This window comes from Citricoccus muralis (assembly GCF_003386075.1).
Lineage (GTDB): Bacteria > Actinomycetota > Actinomycetes > Actinomycetales > Micrococcaceae > Citricoccus > Citricoccus muralis.
The window spans coordinates 3,251,002-3,268,827 of the sequence record NZ_QREH01000001.1 but is presented as its reverse complement, the minus strand read 5'-3'; the positions used below and the strand labels follow the sequence as shown (position 1 = coordinate 3,268,827).

Genomic DNA, 17,826 nt, shown 5'->3' with positions numbered 1-17,826 from the left:
ACCGGTGCACCGGACTCGGGTAGAACTGAGGGCATGAGCGTTCGCACCCCCGACCCGAATCCCGGGTGGCTGTCGGAAGAGGAACTGTACGAGGCCCGCCGCCGCCTGCCCATGGTCTACGTGGAGGCCCTGCCGGTCCGCCTTGACCCCCTCGGATACGTGTCGGAGATCGGCCTGCTGTACCGGGCGGACAATGACGGCCACTTGCGCCGCACCCTGGTCTCCGGCCGGGTGCAGTACCGGGAGACCGTGCGTGCCGCCCTCATGCGCCACTTGGAGAAGGACCTCGGCCCGCTCGCCCTGCCGCAATTACCGCCGTCCATCACGCCGTTCACGGTGGCCGAGTACTTCCCCAGCCCCTCGGAGACCGGGCTGACGGATGACCGCCAGCACGCCGTGGCCCTGGCCTACCTGGTGCCCGTGACGGGCGAATGCCAACCCCGCGGTGACGCCCTGGAACTGTCCTGGCTGACCCCGGAGGAGGCGGTCAGTGAGGTGGTCCAGGCCGAGTTCATCGGCGGCCGCGGGAACCTGGTGCGCCAGGCCCTCGCCCACGTGGGATGGGGGCGCTGAACCATGACCACCCCGAACCCCCAGAACACCGGACCGCACGACGCCGCAGGAGACTACCTGCGTTCCGTCAAGGCCCAGCAGGTCGGGCCGGGTGACCGTTTCCTGACCCGGCAGGGCGAACCCTCGACCCCCGTGGCTCAGGTCCGCACGACTCGCGATGATTTCGGCACCCCGGCCCTCGTGGTCGCCACCCTGTCCGACGGCCGCGAGGTGCGGATCGCCTACGGCTCCACCATCCGTGTGCGCACGCACCGGCCGGCACCGGCCCTGGACGTCAGCACGGACCTCTCCCCCACGGAGGAGGGCAGCCCGGAGGCCACCGTCGTGGAGGTCGCCCAGCTGCACCCGGACAACCAGCACGTGCTGGCCGTGGCCTCGAAGCTGTCCCGGGGCATCAACCTGCGCTCGGGCGCCCAGCTCGAGGACATCGACACGCTGGCCCGGCACCTGTTCATCGACCTGGACGACTCCGACGGCGCCCTGCGGCTGACCACCCTGCTGACCCAATTGCCCTATGACGGGGCGATGGGACGGTGGAAGTCCATCGAGTCCTCCCTGGCCCTGGCCGCCAACATCCACTTCCACCGCGGCGAGGTGGCGGAGGGCCGGGCGGCTGGCGCGCGCCTGGCCGAGCCGGACCAGGACGAAGAGGATCCGATCCGCGCCCAGCGGGCTGCCGAGATCCGCCAGCGGCAGATGAACGAACCGAACCTCTACGACCGCGAGGTGCTGCGCGCCGAGGCCAACGGTGATCCGATCGGCGAACGCGGATGGCGCGAGTCCCGGCTGGCCACGCTGATGTACCTGCGGGCTCGCGGCGGCTCGGAGACGTTCACGGAAGAGGAGCTGGACCGGCGCGTGCGCCGCGAGGTCGCGGCGTTGCGCGCCCTGGCGGACCGGATCGCCGAGACCGCCCCGGAGGACTGACGCCTCAGCCGATCCGGGACGGGTGCTCGGAGTGGAGCACCCACTTGCGCCAGGCCCAGGGCGTCAGGACGCAGGCCATGCCCACGAGGGCGCCGATCACCGTCTCGACGAAGCGGTCGTAGATCAGCCCGGTGGTGTCCACGGCGGTGGTGGAGGAGCTCATGGCCAGGACGGTGGAGAGCAGGGCCAGCGGGGTGACGGCGATCTGCGCCAAGACGTACTGGCGGGCGATGTAGAGCTCGGCAGTGCACTGCAGCACGGCGATGATCAGCACGATGGCCCACAGTGGCGGGTGGATCCACAACACCCCGGCGAGGACCAGCAGGCCCAGGAACGTGCCCAGGATGCGCTGCAGGCCGCGGTTCACGCGATATCGCGTGGAGTGGCCGACGAGCGGGACCACGGCTGCGACCATGGCCCAGTAGTTGTGATCGATGCCCAGCACCGGCCCCAGCGCCGTCGCCAACGAGCCGGCCACCCCGGCGGCCACCACGTACCAGGCCGCCTCGGACCAGACCAGGCGGTGCCGACCGGTCGTCGGTTCACCAGCGGGCCGTTCGATGCGGTGCCGGTTCCGGGGCAGCACCCGGGAGGAGATCCCGACCAGCAACGCGAACCCGATGGTCAGCACCGCCGTCAGCATCGCCTCGCCCAGGGGCGGCTGGAACGGCACGGAGGACACCGCCGCGAAGGCGAAGATGTGGAACAGGGATCCGGATGGGCGCAGGTTCCAGTAGGCGGCCACCACGGCGCAGGCCCCGGCCACGAGGGTGGTCAGCCCCACGAGGGCCCAGGGCTGTTCGGAACCGGAGAAGCCGTTGCGTCCGGCCAGGGTGGCCAGCAGCAGCACCACGGCCATGAGGGAACCGGCCCGGGCCTGCATCTGCAGCCGGGCCCCGTGCGCCAGGTTCCGGCCGTAGATCCCGGTGAAGGCGCCGAAGGAGGCGAAGACCGCCAGGTCGATCCGGTCGATCAGCAGCAGGGTCAGCAGCGGGACGAGCACGGTGATCCCGCAGCGGATGGCGACCTCGTGGTCACGGTCGGCCGGCGCCATGGTGAAGAACGAGGGGATCGGGTTGATGTCCGCAAGCCGGGGCCTCGCTCGGCCCCCGGCCTCGTCCGTGCTGTCTGCCACCGTCCGCCTCATTCTCCTGTGGTCATGCTTCCCTCCCCTGATACATACCATTGATGGCAGACCCCCGATCGAAGGAACCCCGCCCACCGTGACCCATCAGACGTCCCCCCGTAACCCAGCGCACGCCCCGGGGACCAACGCCACGCCCGACGCCGGCCCCGCACCCGCCGCGGCCACGCCGCGGGACTTCTCCTTCGGCGTCGGCTCCCGCCTGACCGGACCGGACGGGCAGCCGCGCCCGGGCCGCACGGGGACCATCACCACCCCGCACGGGACCATCCAGACGCCGGCGTTCATCCCGGTGGCCACGCAGGCCACCGTGAAGGCCGTGCTGCCCGAGGCCATGGCGGAGCTCGGCGCGCAGGCCCTGCTGGCCAATGCCTATCACCTGTACCTGCAGCCGGGAGCGGACCTGCTGGACGAGGCCGGCGGCCTGGGACAGTTCATGAACTGGCACGGGCCGACGTTCACCGACTCCGGCGGTTTCCAGGTGATGAGCCTGGGCTCGGGGTTCAAGAAGGTCATCGATATGGCCGGCCCGAAGGCCCCCTCCGGCCAGGGCGCGGACGACGCCGTGGCGCCCGGCAAGGAGCGACTGGCCAACGTGGATGAGGACGGGGTCTGGTTCAAGTCCCACCTCAACGGGGACCAGCACCGGTTCACCCCGGAGGTCTCCGTGGGCATCCAGCACCAGCTCGGCGCGGACATCATGTTCGCCTTCGATGAGCTCACCACCCTGCACAACTCCCGCGGCTATCAGGAGGAAGCCCTCGAGCGGACCCGCCGCTGGGCCCAGCGCTGCCTCGACGAGCACGCCCGCCTCACCGGCGAGCGCGCGGCCAAGCCCTACCAGGCCCTGTTCGGGGTCATCCAGGGGGCGCAGTACGAGGACCTGCGGCGTCAGGCCTGCGGTGACCTGGCCGCCATGCGCACGGGATTCCCCGACGGCGGCGGCAGTGGCGGTGATGCCCTCGAGCACGGTTTCGACGGCTACGGGATCGGCGGGGCCCTGGAGAAGGCGAATCTGGGCACGATCGTGGGCTGGTGCGCCGAGGAGCTGCCGGAGGACAAGCCACGGCACCTGCTGGGCATCTCCGAACCGGATGACCTGTTCACCTCCGTGGAGAACGGCGCGGACACCTTCGACTGCGTCTCCCCCACCCGTGTGGCCCGCACCGGTGCCTTCTACACCGCCGACGGCCGCTTCAACCTGCCCGGGGCCAAGTACAAGCGCGACTTCTCCCCACTGGAGGAGGGTTGCGACTGCTATACCTGCGCCCACTACACGCGGGCGTACATCCACCACCTCATCAAGGCCAAGGAGATGGTGGCGCACACGCTGATCTCCATCCACAACGAGCGCTTCACCGTGCGCCTGGTGGACCGGATCCGCGTCTCCATCCAGGACGGCACGTTCTGGGACCTGAAGGACGAGGTGCTGGGCCGCTACTACGCCCCGAAGGCCTGACCGCCCGTCACGCCAGAAGGGCATCGACGATAGCGGACCAGTCCCGTTCCGTTGCTCTGGCAGCCGAGGAGGCGTCCGGATCTGCGCCGAAGGGAAGGTACAGGTAGCCGCGCACCACGGACATCCGGGTCTCGCCGTACTGCATGGTGCCGAACTCGTAGACGCCCGGAGCGGTTCCGTCGGTCACGCGCAGAACCACGGAGTCCTGCTGGGTCGGCCCCTCACCGGCCCGGCCGCTGCTCGCCTCGATCACCGTGCCGGTCACCGCGAGGTGCCACCCGCCGGCCTCGGCCCGGGCGGTGGCCTGCTGCCCGACGACGGCCCCGTCCAATCCCAGCAGCACCGTCAGCCGGTGTCCCTCCGGGACCTCGCGCATCACCAGGGCCTGGGCGGTGTCCCGCCCGGCGAAGTGGGTGTGGAACTCGGCGAGCAGCCGCAGCGCGGACCGCCAGCCGGGCAGCGTGCCCTCGATGTCCTCGCCCCAGGTTTCCGCCTCGGTGGCCACGCCGCTGGTGAGCCGGACGAGGGTGGCCGGCGGGCCGTCGTCGGGCACGGGTTCCAGGGTGATCTCGGTGGTCCAGTCCGGGACCGGGGTGCCCTCGCCCATCCAGTCGGGTTCCACGTACGCGTAGCGGTGGGGCGGATCCCAGGCGGTGATGGTGCCCTCGGAGTCGCCGAAGTCGCCATGGTGGGTGACCAGGGCGCCGCCGACGCGGGGCTCCAGCTCGGCCTCGACGAACCAGCGGCGGTAGCCGGGGCCGGTGGCGACCGATTCCCAGGCCTCCTCGGCGGTTCCGGGGACGGCCACCTCCACGATGGTGCGGCAGGCCGGACCGTCCCGCTCGAACCAGGCGGTGGGTTCGCCGGTGACGGCTGGATGGCCCTGTGTTTCGCTCATGTCCCCAGCCTGCCATCCGGGGCGTACAGTGCTCCACGGTAGAAGACCGACGAACGTCTTGGAGGACTGCATGAGCACCGGTGAGATCCGCCCCGTACCCACGCCCGAACACCACGCCCCCTATGTGGCGGCGGCGGACCGCTATGAGTCCACCGGCTACCGCCGGGTCGGCGCCACGGGCCTCGCGCTGCCGCCGATCAGCCTGGGACTGTGGTGGAACTTCGGGGACAACCGCCCCTTCTCCACCCAGCGGGAGATCCTGACCCATGCCTTCGACCGCGGCATCACGCACTTCGACTTGGCCAACAACTACGGGCCGCCCGCCGGATCCGCCGAGGAGAACTTCGGCCGCGTCCTGGCCAAGGACCTGGGCCGCTACCGGGACGAGTTGATCATCTCCTCGAAGGCGGGCTGGAACATGTGGCCGGGGCCGTACGGCAACCTGGGCTCCCGCAAGTACATCCTGGCCTCCGCGGACGCCTCCCTGCAGCGGATGGGCCTGGACTACGTGGACCTGTTCTACTCCCACCGCGCGGATGCGGACACCCCCCTGGAGGAGACCATCGGTGCCCTGCACACCCTGGTCACCCAAGGCAAGGCGCTCTACGTGGGCCTGTCCTCCTACTCACCCGAGCGCACGGTCGAGGCCCAGCGCATCGCCCGGGAGCTGGGCACTCCGCTGGTGATCCACCAGCCCGCATACTCCCTGCTCAACCGCTGGGTGGAGGACGGCCTCCTGCAGACCCTGCAGGAGCAGGACATGGGGTCCATCGCCTTCACGCCACTGGCCCAGGGCCTGCTGACGGACAAGTACCTGCACGACGACGGCGCCGTCCCCTCCGGCGGCCGCACCTCCCTGTCCGGTCACCTCACCGAGGAGAACCTCGCGACGGCCCGGGCGCTGAACGAGATCGCCGGCGAGCGCGGCCAGTCCCTGGCCCAGCTGGCCATCGCCTGGCTGCTGCGCGAGGGCGGGGTGACCTCGGTGCTGCTGGGGGCCTCCTCCACGGGACAGCTGGACGAGAACCTGGGCGCCCTGGCCAACACGGCGTTCACGGACGAGGAGTTGGCGCGCATCGATGCGATCACCGGCCGCGAGTCCAGCATCGACATCTGGAACGTCTCCGCCCGGATCGACTGAGGTTCACCGGCACCTGGATCAGCCGGGTCAGGGCACGTGGGTGGAGAGGGCCTGAAGCGAGCCGAGCAGCGCCCGCGTGTAGTCATGGTCCGGCTGTTCGAACACGCGGTCGGCCCCTCCGTACTCCACGGCCGTCCCGTCCTTCATGACCAGGATCTCGTCGCTCATGTGATGGATCACCCCGAGGTCGTGGGAGATGAACAGGTAGGTGGTCCCGAGGGTCTCCTGCAGTTCGGAGAGCAGGTCCAGCACCTGGGCCTGCACGGAGACGTCCAGGGCGGAGACGGCCTCGTCCAACACCACGACCTTCGGCTCCGGGGCCAGCGCCCGGGCGATCGAGAGCCGCTGCCGCTGACCGCCGGAGAGCCGCAGCGGGTGCTTGGCCAGGTGTTCCGGGGCGAGGCCGACCACGCGGGCCAGCTGCGCCGCCCGCTCGGACTGCTCCTGCCGGTGGGCCCGCCGCGCCCGGGACGAGGCGAACACCCCGGGGGCCGCGCCCGCGTCGAGCGCGTCGGTGAGGATCCGCTCGCCGCTCCACCGCGGGTCGAAGGAGCTCAGCGGGTCCTGGTAGACCACGGTCACCTCGCGGCGGCGGGACCTCCTGCCGGCCAGGGACAGCTCGCTCCAGGGCGCACCGTCCAGCAGGACGGTGCCCGCGTCCGGGGTGATGAAACCCAGCGCCATGGAGGCCGTGGTGGACTTCCCCGAACCGGACTCCCCCACGATCCCCAAGGTCTTGCCGGCGTACACGTCGAAGGACACGTCCCGCACCACGGTGCGGTCCCGGCCGTCCGGCCCCCGGTAGGACTTGGTCAGCCCGCGGGCGGACAGCACCGCGGGCGCCTCAGCCGCCGGGATGGTGGCCTCGGAGTCCGCGGCGCGCTCGAGCGCCCGGAGCCGACCGTCCTCGGTGAGGTACTCGCCCTTGGTGTGGCCGGAGGGCACGGCGTCCAGCAGCTGGCGGGTGTAGGAGTGCTGTGGGTTCTGTAGGACCTCGGCCGCGGTCCCGGACTCCACGATCCAGCCGCCCTGCATCACCAGCACGCGGTCGGCCAACCGTCCCACCACGGAGAAGTCGTGGCTGATCAGCAGGATCGCGGTGCCGTCCTCCTTGCGCTGGGCCAGTAGGTCCAGGACCTGGGCCTGGACGGTGACATCGAGGGCGGTGGTCGGTTCGTCGGCCACCACCAGGGACGGGTGGTTGGCGATGGCCGAGGCGATCAGGGCGCGCTGGCGCAGGCCACCGGAGAGCTGGTCCGGTCGCTGGCCTGCCACCAGGTGCGGCTCCGGGACGCCGACCTCCGCGAGGAGCTGTTCCACCCGGGCGGCCCGCTCCGCACGGTCCCGCACGCCGTGCAGGCGCAGCGATTCGCCGATCTCCGCTCCCACGGTGCGCAATGGGTCCAGGGAGACGAGGGCGTCCTGCAGGATGAAGCCGATGTCCTTGCCGCGGATGGACCGCCAGTCCGCGTCCCGCAGCGTCTGGATGTCCCGGCCCAGCGCGGTGGCCGTGTCTGCCTGCACGTGGGAGCCGGGCCCGGTCAGGCCGATGAGGGTCCGGGCGGTGACGGACTTGCCCGAGCCCGATTCGCCGATGATCGCCACGCACTCGCCGGGCTGGATCTGCACGGAGACGTCATGCACCACGTGGCTGCGGCGGCCGTGGGCGTCCGAGAACCAGACGTTGAGGTTCTCCAACTCGGCCAGGGGACGGGGAGCGGCTCTGGCGGCGCCGGTCTCAGGGGCCGGGTCCGTCCGGAGCGGCGTGGCGGTGTCAGCGTCGGTCACAGTGGTCATCAGCGTTCTCCTTCTAGGGTGGACTCCACGAACTTGCCGAGGACGGTGGCGGTCAGGGCGGTGGCCAGCACGGCCAGGCCCGGGATGATCTCCAGCCACCAGGCCTCGATGATGTAGGGGCGGCCGGCCTCCAGCAGGGCGCCCCACTCGGGCGAGGGCGGGGCCACGCCGAAGCCGAGGAACGCCAGGCCGGAGGCCCAGACGATGGACTGGCCGATGCCGAGGGTCAGGACCGCCAGCAGGGGCCGCAGGGCATTCGGCAGGATGTGCTGCGTCAGGACACGGCCGGGGTGGTGACCCAGGGCCTGCGCCGCCTGGACGTAGCCGGACCGCCGGACGCTCATCACCTGGGCGCGGACCATCCGGGCATAGCCGGGGGCGATCCCGAGCCCGACCGCGAGGATCAGGGTCTGCACCGAGGGCCCGTAGACGGCGATGAACACCATGGCCAGCAGCAGGATGGGGAAGGCGAAGAGGACTTCGATCCCCCGGCCGATGACGGTGTCCGCCCAGCGTCCGCCCAGTGCGGCCCAGGATCCGAAGACCACGGCGAGTCCCACGCCCACGGCCGCGGCACCGAGTCCGATCAGCAGGGACTGGGCCGTGCCGTGCACGATCCTCGAGTACAGGTCCCGGCCGGACTGGTCGGTGCCGAACCAGTGCTCCCAGCCGGGAGGGGCCAGCGGGGCCTCCAGGGTGATGGCACGCGGATCATGGGTGGCCAGGACCCCGGGGGCGAACGCGGCGAGGACCAGCAGTCCCGCGAACACCCCGGCGATCCACACGGTGGTCGGGACCCGTCGCCAGGCCGCCGACGACGCCGGCCCGGCCGGGTGAGGCGCGGCGGGCACCGCACCGGTGGTGCCGGCGTCGGCTGTTATTCGGGGCTGGGTCTGGGGCTGGGTGGTCATGCTGCCTCCTTCAATCGGGGGTCCACGAGGATGTAGGCGGTGTCCACGATCAGGTTGGTGATCACGTAGACCAGGGCCACGAGCATGACCACGCCGCAGACCACCGGCAGATCACGGCCGTTGACGGCGGTGACCAGGACCCGGCCGAGGCCGGGACGGGCGAACACGTTCTCGGCGATCACGGCGGCGGAGAACTGGGCTCCCACCGCCCAGCCGGTCAGGCTGAGACCGGGCAACAGCGAGTGGCGCAGCACGTGGCGCAGCCGCACGCCGCCGTCGGACATGCCTCGGGCCCGGGCGGTGAGGACGAACGGTTCATCCAGGGTCCGCTCGAACTCGGCGCGCATCACCTGGGCGAGGAAGCCGGCCAGCGGGATGCCGAGGGTCAACGCCGGCAGCACCAGGCCGGCCGTGCCACTGCCCGAGACCACGGGGAAGAGTCCCAGCCACAGGGAGAACACCACGAGCAGGATGATGCCCAGCCAGTACTGCGGCAGGGCGGCCGCCGCGGACTCGAGACCGGAGAAGATCCGGGACACCCAGGGCGCGCGGCGGGCCGTGAGCAACAGCAGCACGATCGCCAGGGCCCAGGCCACGGCCAGGGCGGTGAACGTCAGGACCAGGGTGGGGACGATCTGGTCCCCGATCACGGTGGTGACCGGCTGGTACAGGGTGTAGGACGTGCCCAGGTCCCCGCGCAGCAGGCCACCCAGGAAGGTGACGTACTGGGTGATCAGCGGATCGTCGAAGCCGAACTGCTCGTTGATCGGCGCCAGTTCCTCGGCGGAGCGCTCCTGCACCTGCCCGGTCTGCTGGTTCAACAACAGCGTGGCGCGGTCTCCGGGCAGCAGGGACTGGATGAGGAAGGTGATCGAGGCCGCGGCCCAGATGACGAACAGCGCGCCGAGGACCTTCTTCCCGATGAGCGCGGCGGTCGAGGCGACCGGGCGTCCGCGCCGGACGGGGCCAGGCTCAGGACGGGGACCGGGACCGGGCTCCGGGGCTGATGGCTGGGCGGGTGCAGTGGTTTGGTTCTCAGTGGGCACGGTGGTTCCGGTGGTGACGGGCATGGCTCAGCCTGCGCTCTCTGGGTTCTCTGCGTTCTCCGCGGAGAAGCCGCGGGAGGAGTCCCGGGCCTCGTCCGAGGTGAAGTGGGCGTCGTGGAAGATCGGCCCACCCTGGGCCGGCTCGAGCCAGAGGCCGGTGACCCGGTCCGAGACCGCCAGGGTGTTGGTCTGCGTATACAGGCCGATCGCAGGAGCCAGCTCGCTGAGCTGATACTGGGCCTGGGAGAACTTCGCGCTGACCTCCTCTGCCGTGGGCGCCTGGAGGGCCTCCTGGATGGTGGTGAACACCTGCTCGTTGTCCAGGAATGTGGTGTTGGCCCCATTGGGCTGGTCCTCGGTGGAGGGCCGGTAGTTGATGTTGAGGATCCCGGCGTGCGGGCTGGTCCAGTACCCGACGCTGCCGTCATAGCTGTCCGGGGTGGAGTAGGCGCCGGAGAAGTTCTCGGAGGGGGTGAGTGGTCGCAGTTCGATGTCGAATCCGGCGGCCCGGGCCTGTTCCTGGAAGTTCTGGATGGCGGTGTTTCCGTCCGGCGTGACGATGGTGTTCAGGCCGTAGACGATCTTCACCTGCAGCCGCTGCCCGTCCTTGATCCGGGTTCCGTCCTCAGCGCGACCGGTCCACCCGGCCCCGTCCAGCAGCTCGTTCGCCCTCTCCAGGTCGAAGGGGTACTGCTGGGCCGCGTCCGCGTCATAGTCAGGGGTGGACTGGGAGAGGTACCCGCTGGGCTCGAACGGGACAGTGCCGAGGAAGGCCGACTCGATGTTCGCCTCGCGGTCCGTGGCGTGGCTCAGGGCCTGGCGGACCGCCTGGTCAGTGAAGAGGCCCCGTTCGGTGTTCAGGTTGATGACCACGGGCCGGCCGGGGGTGATGTACTGCGTGAAGTCATACCGCTGGCGCGCCTCGGCGATGTTGACGGCGGGGATCTCACCGATCGCGTCCATCTCTCCGGCCAGCAGCGAGCCGTAGCGCGAGGTGCCGTCCGGGACGATGTTCCAGCGGATGCCCTCCAGGTGGGCCGGTCCCTGGTGCCGCGCGTTCGGCGGCGCCCAGGCATAGTCCTCGTTGCGTTCGAACTCGATGTACTCGCCCCGCTTCCAGTCCTTGACCGTGAAGGGGCCGGAGCCGATCGGTTCGGTGCAATTCTCCTCAGCCGTCCGGGTCTGCAGCGCCGTCGGCGACTGCAGGCCGAAGTACGACTGCGAGAGGGTGGACAGGAACGGGGCGAACGGAGCGGAGAGATGGATCTCCACCGTGTCAGCATCCACCACCTCGGAGTGGTCGTAGAACCCGCCCAGATGGGCCGCTGCGGTGCCGTTGCCGCCGTCCATCCAGTAGTCGAAGTTGTAGGCCACCGCCTCCGCGTCCAGCCGCGTGCCGTCCGTGAAGTGGACGTCATCCCGCAGATGCAAGGTCCACACCGTCCGGTCCTCCGAGACCGACCACTCGGTGGCGATCCACGGCACCACCGAGCCGTCCTCCGTGGCCGAGACCAGGTTGTCCAGCACCTGGCGGGCCGTGAAGTTCTCCTGGATCCAGCCGCCGAAGATGCAGTTGGGCTCCTGGAGGTGCCCGTACTCGAGGATGCCGCCCTGGACCGGTTCCGTGGCGGAGCCGGTCAAGGCCGCCTGCTCCTCCGACTCCTCCGAGCCGGCGCCGCCGGACGAGCAGGCGGACAGGGCCAGGGCCGAACCCAAGACCAAGGTGAGGCCGATGGTGAGGGCGCCTGGCCGGCGTCGTGCCCTGGCGGTGGCAACGGTGTTGGCAGCGGTGTTGGCCGCGGTGGTGACTGACGGGTCATCCGAACCGCGCCGGTTTTCGGGCGCGTTCGGGGAGGGTGGGGTACTCATGGGGTTCCTTTCGGGCCGCTGGGCGGCTCTCGTGGCCGGGAGGCCCGGGGGTCAGGCGCCGGCGGGCACGGCGTCTTCGAGGCGGGCGAAGGCACCCCGGTACTGGGCGGCCGGGTGGGTCTCGGGCAGGCGGTCGTGGCCGAAGAGCTTCTGGCGCAGGGTGCCCGGGACGTACTCGGACTGGGCCAGGCCGCGTGCGCGCAGCACCGGCAGGACCTTCTCCGCGAACTCCTCGAAGGAGCCGGGGATGACCCAGTTGATGACGTTGATGCCGTCCACGCCCGCCGCCTGCCATTCCTCCAGCTGGTCGGCGATCTGCTCCGGGGTGCCCACCACGCGGCTGTTGCGGTGGCTGCGCCAGGCGATGTCCGCCACCACGGGCTCGCGGTCCGTGATCGCCTTGGAGACCCACTCCGCGAAGCCCTTCTGTGTGTTGGTCTCCAGATCCTTCAGCGGAGTCTCGGGCGGATAGACCCGGCCGTCCGGATCCACGAGGGCGGCATGGGCCAGGTAGCCGTCCAGGGAGGCGTACTGCTCGTACTCCTCCAGCTTGCGCTGGGCCTCCTCCTCGGTGTCCCCGATCACGAAGCTGAGCCCCTGGTAGAACGTGATGTCCTCCGGTGCCCGGCCGGCCTCGACGGCGCGGCGCCGGGTGTCCTCGATCTGCTGGCGGGCCACATCCGGGGTGGTCGCGATGATGAACACGGCCTCGGCGTTGCGGGCGGCGAAGTCACGGCCGGAGGCCGAGGAACCGGCTTGGAACAGCACCGGCGTGCGCTGCGGGGACGGGGAGGGCAGGTGCGGGCCCTCCACCGAGTAGCGCTCGCCCACATGGTGGATCTTGTGCACCTTCTCCGGGTCCGAGTAGCGCGAGCCCGCACGGTCCTTGACCACCGCGTCCTCGTCCCAGGACCCCTCCCACAGCTTGTACGTGACGTCGATGTACTCCGCGGCCCAGCGGTAGCGCTCGGCGTGGTCGGTCAGCCGCGGCAGACCGAAGTTGCGCGAGCCGTTGTCCTGGGTGCCTGTGACGATGTTCCAGGCGATGCGGCCGCCGGAGAGGTGGTCCAGGGTGGAGAGCTGGCGGGCGAACTGGAACGGGTGGGACTGGAACACGTTCGAGGTGGTGGCCAGGCCGATGTGCTCGGTGACCACGGCGAGCGCCCCGAGCAGCACGGTCGGATCGTTGGACGGGATCTGCAGGCCTTCGTTGACGTACACGGAGTAGTCCCCGTCGGCATCGCCGTAGTGGCCCACCACGTCCGCGAAGAACATCGCGTCGAACTTGGCCGCCTCCAGGGTCTTCGCGAGGTTGATCCACGTGTTGACGTCCGTGAACTCGGTCTGGCCGGCATCCTCGCGGCGCCACTGGCCGTGGTGGATGTGGCTGGTGGTGTTCATGACGAACGCGTTGAACCGCAGGGGGCGCGGGGCGGTGTTGGAGGGGGTCGGGTTCTCGGTGCTCATGGGCTCTCCTGGATGCTGATCGGGGTTCGGGTTCACTGCGCGTTCGGCACGGAGCCGATGCGGTAGGAACGGGCCGGCGGAGTGGCGTTGACCTCCCAGTCCCCGATGAGGCGGGACCGGTAGATCAGGGGGTTGTGGTTGGCCAGCACGCGGGCGTTGCGCCAGTGCCGGTCCAGCCGCTTCGACTGGCTCAGGGCCGAGGCGCCGCCCACCTCGAACAGGTGGGTGGCCGCGGCCAGGACGTTCTTCGCGATGACCTGCTGGGCCTGGTAGACGCGGATGTAGAGGGCGTTGGTGTCCTCCTCCGGCAGGTCCTCACCGGCGGCCTCCCGTCCGAGGATGCCGCCCAGCGCGGAGGCCACCGAGTCGAAGGCGGCCCGCGCGGCGAACGCGGCGGAGGAGAGCTCACCGACGACCTGGAGCACCTGGGCGTCGTCCCGCGGCAGCTCCGCGGTCCCATGGCTGAAGGAACGACGCCGGCCGCGGACATATTCGCTGACGTCCCGCACGATGGCCTCGGCGATGCCGGTCAACGCCGCCAGGTGCAGGAACTGCCAGCTGGCCTGGCCGGTGGCGACGCGGGTGCCGTCATCCAGGCCGCCGGTGTAGACCTCCTCGGCCTCGACCGGCGTGTTCTCGAACACCGTGGTGCCGGAGGCGGTGAGCTGCTGGCCGAAGCCATCCCAGTCATCCAGCAGGGTGACACCGGGGGCATTCACGGACACCGTGGCGGCGATCTCCTCACCGTGGGCGTCCACGGCCGCCACGATGATCCAGTCGGCGTAGAGCGTCCCGGTGGAGTAGAACTTCGTGCCGTTGAGCCGCCAGGTGCCCTCGGCGTCCTGGACCAGCGTGGTGGTCCCCTCCCCCACGGCATTGTTGATCTCCGTGACGGCGTTGCCGACCACGGCGCCGTCCCCGAGGCGGCGCAGCCACCGGTCCCGGAACACCGGGTCCGGGTGACCCAGCACGCTCTCCTGGTTGATCAGGTGCGCACGCAGGGCCTGGACCAGGTTCGAGTCCGCCGCCGCCAGCTCCACGATCAACTGTGCCTGCTCCGCGAAGGAGAGTCCGGCGCCGCCGTACTCCACCGGCACCCGCAGGGAGGTGAACCCTGCCGCGGCCAGCCGCCGGACGGCGTCGCGGTCGATGATGTGCTCCGCCTCCCGTTCGGCGGCGCTGTCCGCGATGGCGGCGAACACCGGGGCCAGCTGCTCCCGGACGGCCCGGTAGGCCTGGCCGGACGGTTCGGTTCCGGTGGAGGCGCCGTTGGAGGCTGAGTTGGTGCGCTCGGTAGTGGTGGTCATCATGCTCCTTCGGTGGTGGCTGTGGTGGTGGTGGCTGTGGTGGCGGCCTCCGCGGCGGCGGAGTTGCGGGCCGTGGAGTGGAACGGCGGGATGGCGCCGTTGATCCGGTAGCCGCCCACGGCCTGGGTGCGGTAGATCAGCGGGGTGTGGCTGGCGATCGTCCGGGCGTTGAGCCAGTGCTGGTGCAGTTGCTTGGCGGCGTCCGTGGCCGAGGCCCCGCCGGACTCGAAGATCTGGTTGGTGGCCTCCAGGATCAGATCGGACACCACGAGCGACGCCTCGGACAGCGCGATGTTGGCCCGGGCGTGGGCCTGGACCACCACCGGGTCCTCCAGGTCGGTGTGCCCCCGGACCTGGAGGAAGGACTCCTCCACCACGGCCGCGGCGCCCCGCACGATGTGCCGGGCCGAGACCACCTTGGCGGACACGGCGCCGATGACCTGGTGCACCAGCGGGTCCTCCGCCGGCGTCTCCGCCGTGGCGTGGTCATAGGTACGACGCCGGCTCCGGACGAACGCGGTGATCTCTGCCAGTGCGGTGGCCCCGATCCCGGCCTGGGTGGCCGCCAGCACGATCCACAGGACGGTGTAGGCCAGCACGCCCGTGGGGACGTTGAACTCCTGGGTCCGCTGGGCCCGCACGGGGACGTGGTCCAGGGTGGTGGTGCCGGAGGCGGTGAGCCGCTGGCCGAAGCCGTTCCAGTCGTCGATGCGCTGCACGCCGGGGTCTCGGGCGTCGATGATCGCGAAGACCGGACCGTCCTCCTCGAGCCCGGGCCGGACCGCGGAGACCAGCAGGTAGTCGGCGAAGATCGCCCCGGTGGAGTAGAACTTGTCACCCGTCAGGCGGGCCACCTCCGTGGTGCCCGTGGCGGCAGCCGCCTGCACGGTGTCCGGGTCCGCATCGATCCAGTGCACGGGGCGGCGGCCCGCGGACGGCGGCAACTCCACCAGGGCATTGCCGAAGATCTTCCCCGAGGCGACCTCGGCCAGCCACCACTCGGAGACCGCGCCCTGGGACTCGTTCTCGTGCTGCTCGGTGAACATGAAATGCCCGTGCAGCGCCTGGGGAAGGTTGGAGTCGGCGGCGGCGAGATCCACCAGCAGGTCGGCCAGTTGCGGCAGGCTCGCCCCGATGCCACCGTGATCGCGGCCGAGCCGCACCCGGGTGAACCCCGCGCCGCGGAGGTGTTCAATGGCAGCGAACGCCAGCTCGTGGTCCTGCTCGCGCTGTGCCGAGCCCGCCGCGATGGCCGCGAAGACCGGGGCGAAGTGCTCGGTGAGCTGGGCGTCCGCCGGACCGGAGGGGCCGATGGCCGCCCGCAGCTCCTCGAAGGTGGGCAGCCTGGTCGGCACGGTGCGGTGTTCGAGGTGGGTGGTGTCCGTCATGGGTGTCCCCGTCTTCCATGGCACACCGGAATGGCGTTGGCCCGGAACACGGCGTCGTCATGGCCTGGCGGCCGGGACACGCATTCACGGTGGTGCCGTACTTGCCCCGCGGTGGTCACCGGAGGCCGAATCATCACCTGGAGCACCCCACTACGGTGAGAGGGTTGCCGTCCGGCCAGCCAGGGCTTAGCACCGGATCTCGTGATTCTGTTTCCGACCCTAGGCAGTCAGCACGTGGCCGCCAAGCGTCGGGTCATGTTCAGCGGTCTGGCGTCATCTGGGCCCGTTTCCGTGCCGGTATGCCGCCCCGACCGTCCATGGCCGCCCCAGATGACGGTCTGTGACGGCCGGGACAGGTCAGTGCTGGTCGGTCACCAGCGGTAGTCCAGGAACTTGCCGTCCAAGGTGATGACCACGCGGTCGCCGTCCGGATCGGCACGGCGGGTAACGTCTGCCTTGAAGTTGATGGCGCTCATGATGCCGTCCCCGAACTCCTCGTGGATCAGGGCCTTCAGCGCCGGCCCGTAGACCGACATGGCCTCCATCAGCCGGTAGATCGTGGGATCGCTCATCACGGCCGGGTCGCTGCCCCTGTTCGGCTGTTGCTGCAGGCTCTCGGCCACGTCGTCGCCCAGACCGAGCATCTCGACCACGACGCCGGCCTGAGCCGCGGTCATCGGGTGCTGTCCCAGCAGCGCGGCCGTGGTCCACACCGGTGCGGCCCCGATGGCGGCGGCGAGTCCCGCCCAGGTGAGACCGGCACGGATGCGTGCGGCATTGACGAGGTCGGCAGCGTGCGCCTTATGCATGATGGGGTCCATGGTCAGCGGCTCACGGCGTGGTCGGACAGGGTCGGCAGTTTCGGCTGACGCTTGGCCGCCGTGCGGTAGTGGGTGGCGTAGAGCGTCAGGCCCACGAAGGAGAGGCCGCCCACGAGGTTACCGAGCACGGTCGGGATTTCGTTCCAGACGAGGTAGTCCATGATGGAGAACTCACCGCCCAGCATGAGGCCCGCCGGGAAGAGGAACATGTTGACGATGGAATGCTCGAATCCCATGTAGAAGAAGAGCATGACCGGCATCCACATGATCAGGGCCTTGCCCACGACGTCCTTGGCCAGGAAGGCCGCGACCACACCGGTCGAGACCATCCAGTTGCAGAGCACGCCGCGGATGAAGAGGGTCAGCATGCCACCCGCACCGTATTCGGCGTAGCCGACGGTTCTCCCCTCGCCGATGGAGCCGATCTGCTGGGCCACCTCGTTCGGCGGGGTCTGGAAGCCGTAGGTCATGGTCACCACCATCATGACGGCCACGAGGAAGGCTCCGGCGAAGTTGCCGACGAAGACCAGGCCCCAGTTGCGCAGCAGACCGCCGATGGTCACGCCGGGCCTCTTGTCGATCCAGGCCAGCGGGACCAGGGTGAAGACACCGGTCAGCAGGTCGAAACCGAGCAGGTAAATGAGGATGAATCCGACCGGGAACAGCAACGCACCGACGAGGGCATTGCCCGTCTGCACCGTCACCGTGATGGCGAACGCCGCGGCGAGGGCCAGGATGGCACCGGCCATGAACGAGCGGATCAGAGTGTCCCGGGTGGACATGAAGACCTTGGACTCACCGGCGTCGACCATGTGCTTCACGAAGTCTGGGGGGGCTGACGTAGGACATGGGACATCACTCCAGGGGCGAGGGGGTAGGTATGCTCCCAACCTAGGAAGCGTCCGTTTCTGGGGTGTTTCCGTCCCTGCACCGGGCCGCGAAGTCTCCCTCACTGTCCCTGCGGGATGCGGTGAGACGCACGTCCGCTCAAGAGACGTCGGCCTCCTCGGGTCTGATCACCACCGCCTGCGGGTGCTGGACGTAGCCGTCCCCGGCGGCTGCCGAACGGGACCGGTCC

Annotated in this window: 15 protein-coding genes and 1 riboswitch; of the genes, 4 read left to right on the top strand and 11 right to left on the bottom strand. The window is 70.1% G+C overall.

All coding sequences use genetic code 11. From position 1 onward, the window contains the following. The first annotated feature begins 33 nt into the window (after positions 1–33). Positions 34–573, top strand: coding sequence for an NUDIX hydrolase family protein (locus C8E99_RS14575; protein ID WP_115932909.1), 540 nt, complete (start codon positions 34–36; stop codon positions 571–573). Between the two features lie 3 nt (positions 574–576). Continuing rightward, positions 577–1,500 (top strand): DUF6707 family protein, encoded by a 924-nt coding sequence (locus tag C8E99_RS14570; RefSeq protein ID WP_115932908.1) that lies wholly within the window; start codon positions 577–579, stop codon positions 1,498–1,500. Positions 1,501–1,504: 4 nt separating this feature from the next. Here the strand turns inward: C8E99_RS14570 and C8E99_RS14565 are convergent, their stop codons facing one another. Beyond that, positions 1,505–2,635, bottom strand: a complete 1,131-nt coding sequence (locus C8E99_RS14565) for an FUSC family protein (protein WP_342767576.1) — start codon at positions 2,633–2,635, stop codon at positions 1,505–1,507. 88 nt (positions 2,636–2,723) lie between these two features. Between C8E99_RS14565 and tgt the strand changes: the two genes are divergently transcribed. Further along, positions 2,724–4,103 carry a tRNA guanosine(34) transglycosylase Tgt gene (tgt, locus tag C8E99_RS14560; RefSeq protein WP_115932907.1) on the top strand — a complete coding sequence of 460 codons (1,380 nt, stop codon included), beginning with the start codon at positions 2,724–2,726 and terminating at the stop codon, positions 4,101–4,103. Positions 4,104–4,110: 7 nt separating this feature from the next. On the opposite strand, the gene C8E99_RS14555 is transcribed toward tgt, so the two are convergent. Next, positions 4,111–5,001 (bottom strand): SRPBCC family protein, encoded by an 891-nt coding sequence (locus tag C8E99_RS14555; protein WP_115932906.1) that lies wholly within the window; start codon positions 4,999–5,001, stop codon positions 4,111–4,113. A 70-nt stretch (positions 5,002–5,071) separates the two neighbouring features. Here C8E99_RS14555 and C8E99_RS14550 point away from each other — a divergent pair, with 70 nt between their 5' ends. Beyond that, the gene (locus tag C8E99_RS14550) at positions 5,072–6,142 is read left to right on the top strand and encodes an aldo/keto reductase (RefSeq protein WP_115932905.1); all 1,071 of its coding nucleotides are present in this window, start codon (positions 5,072–5,074) and stop codon (positions 6,140–6,142) included. Positions 6,143–6,169: 27 nt separating this feature from the next. On the opposite strand, the gene C8E99_RS14545 is transcribed toward C8E99_RS14550, so the two are convergent. From C8E99_RS14545 to C8E99_RS14505, 9 genes are all read right to left on the bottom strand, one after another. Continuing rightward, positions 6,170–7,939, bottom strand: a complete 1,770-nt coding sequence (locus tag C8E99_RS14545; RefSeq protein ID WP_115932904.1) for a dipeptide ABC transporter ATP-binding protein — start codon at positions 7,937–7,939, stop codon at positions 6,170–6,172. Then, complete coding sequence (locus C8E99_RS14540) at positions 7,939–8,850, bottom strand: ABC transporter permease (RefSeq protein ID WP_115932903.1); 912 nt, start codon at positions 8,848–8,850, stop codon at positions 7,939–7,941. Before C8E99_RS14540 ends, C8E99_RS14545 begins: the two co-directional genes overlap by 1 nt. Next, positions 8,847–9,920, bottom strand: coding sequence for an ABC transporter permease (locus C8E99_RS14535; RefSeq protein ID WP_115932902.1), 1,074 nt, complete (start codon positions 9,918–9,920; stop codon positions 8,847–8,849). The genes C8E99_RS14540 and C8E99_RS14535 overlap by 4 nt, the downstream gene beginning before the upstream one ends. Positions 9,921–9,923: 3 nt before the next feature. Then, the gene (locus C8E99_RS14530; RefSeq protein ID WP_115932901.1) at positions 9,924–11,765 is read right to left on the bottom strand and encodes an ABC transporter substrate-binding protein; all 1,842 of its coding nucleotides are present in this window, start codon (positions 11,763–11,765) and stop codon (positions 9,924–9,926) included. Between the two features lie 51 nt (positions 11,766–11,816). Then, positions 11,817–13,232 (bottom strand): LLM class flavin-dependent oxidoreductase, encoded by a 1,416-nt coding sequence (locus tag C8E99_RS14525; RefSeq protein ID WP_115932900.1) that lies wholly within the window; start codon positions 13,230–13,232, stop codon positions 11,817–11,819. A 32-nt stretch (positions 13,233–13,264) separates the two neighbouring features. Continuing rightward, on the bottom strand, positions 13,265–14,542 hold the full coding sequence (locus C8E99_RS14520; RefSeq protein ID WP_245952375.1) for an acyl-CoA dehydrogenase family protein: 1,278 nt from the start codon (positions 14,540–14,542) through the stop codon (positions 13,265–13,267). Next, a complete protein-coding gene (locus C8E99_RS14515; protein ID WP_115932898.1) occupies positions 14,539–15,927 on the bottom strand; it encodes an acyl-CoA dehydrogenase family protein in 1,389 nt (462 codons plus the stop codon). The genes C8E99_RS14520 and C8E99_RS14515 overlap by 4 nt, the downstream gene beginning before the upstream one ends. A 92-nt stretch (positions 15,928–16,019) precedes the next feature. Beyond that, a riboswitch (SAM riboswitch) is annotated at positions 16,020–16,134 on the bottom strand. Positions 16,135–16,298: 164 nt separating this feature from the next. Next, complete coding sequence (cynS, locus tag C8E99_RS14510; protein ID WP_115932897.1) at positions 16,299–16,748, bottom strand: cyanase; 450 nt, start codon at positions 16,746–16,748, stop codon at positions 16,299–16,301. Between the two features lie 2 nt (positions 16,749–16,750). Next, positions 16,751–17,560: a formate/nitrite transporter family protein gene (locus tag C8E99_RS14505; protein ID WP_115932896.1), complete on the bottom strand. Its 810-nt coding sequence runs from the start codon at positions 17,558–17,560 to the stop codon at positions 16,751–16,753. Between the last annotated feature and the right edge of the window lie 266 nt (positions 17,561–17,826).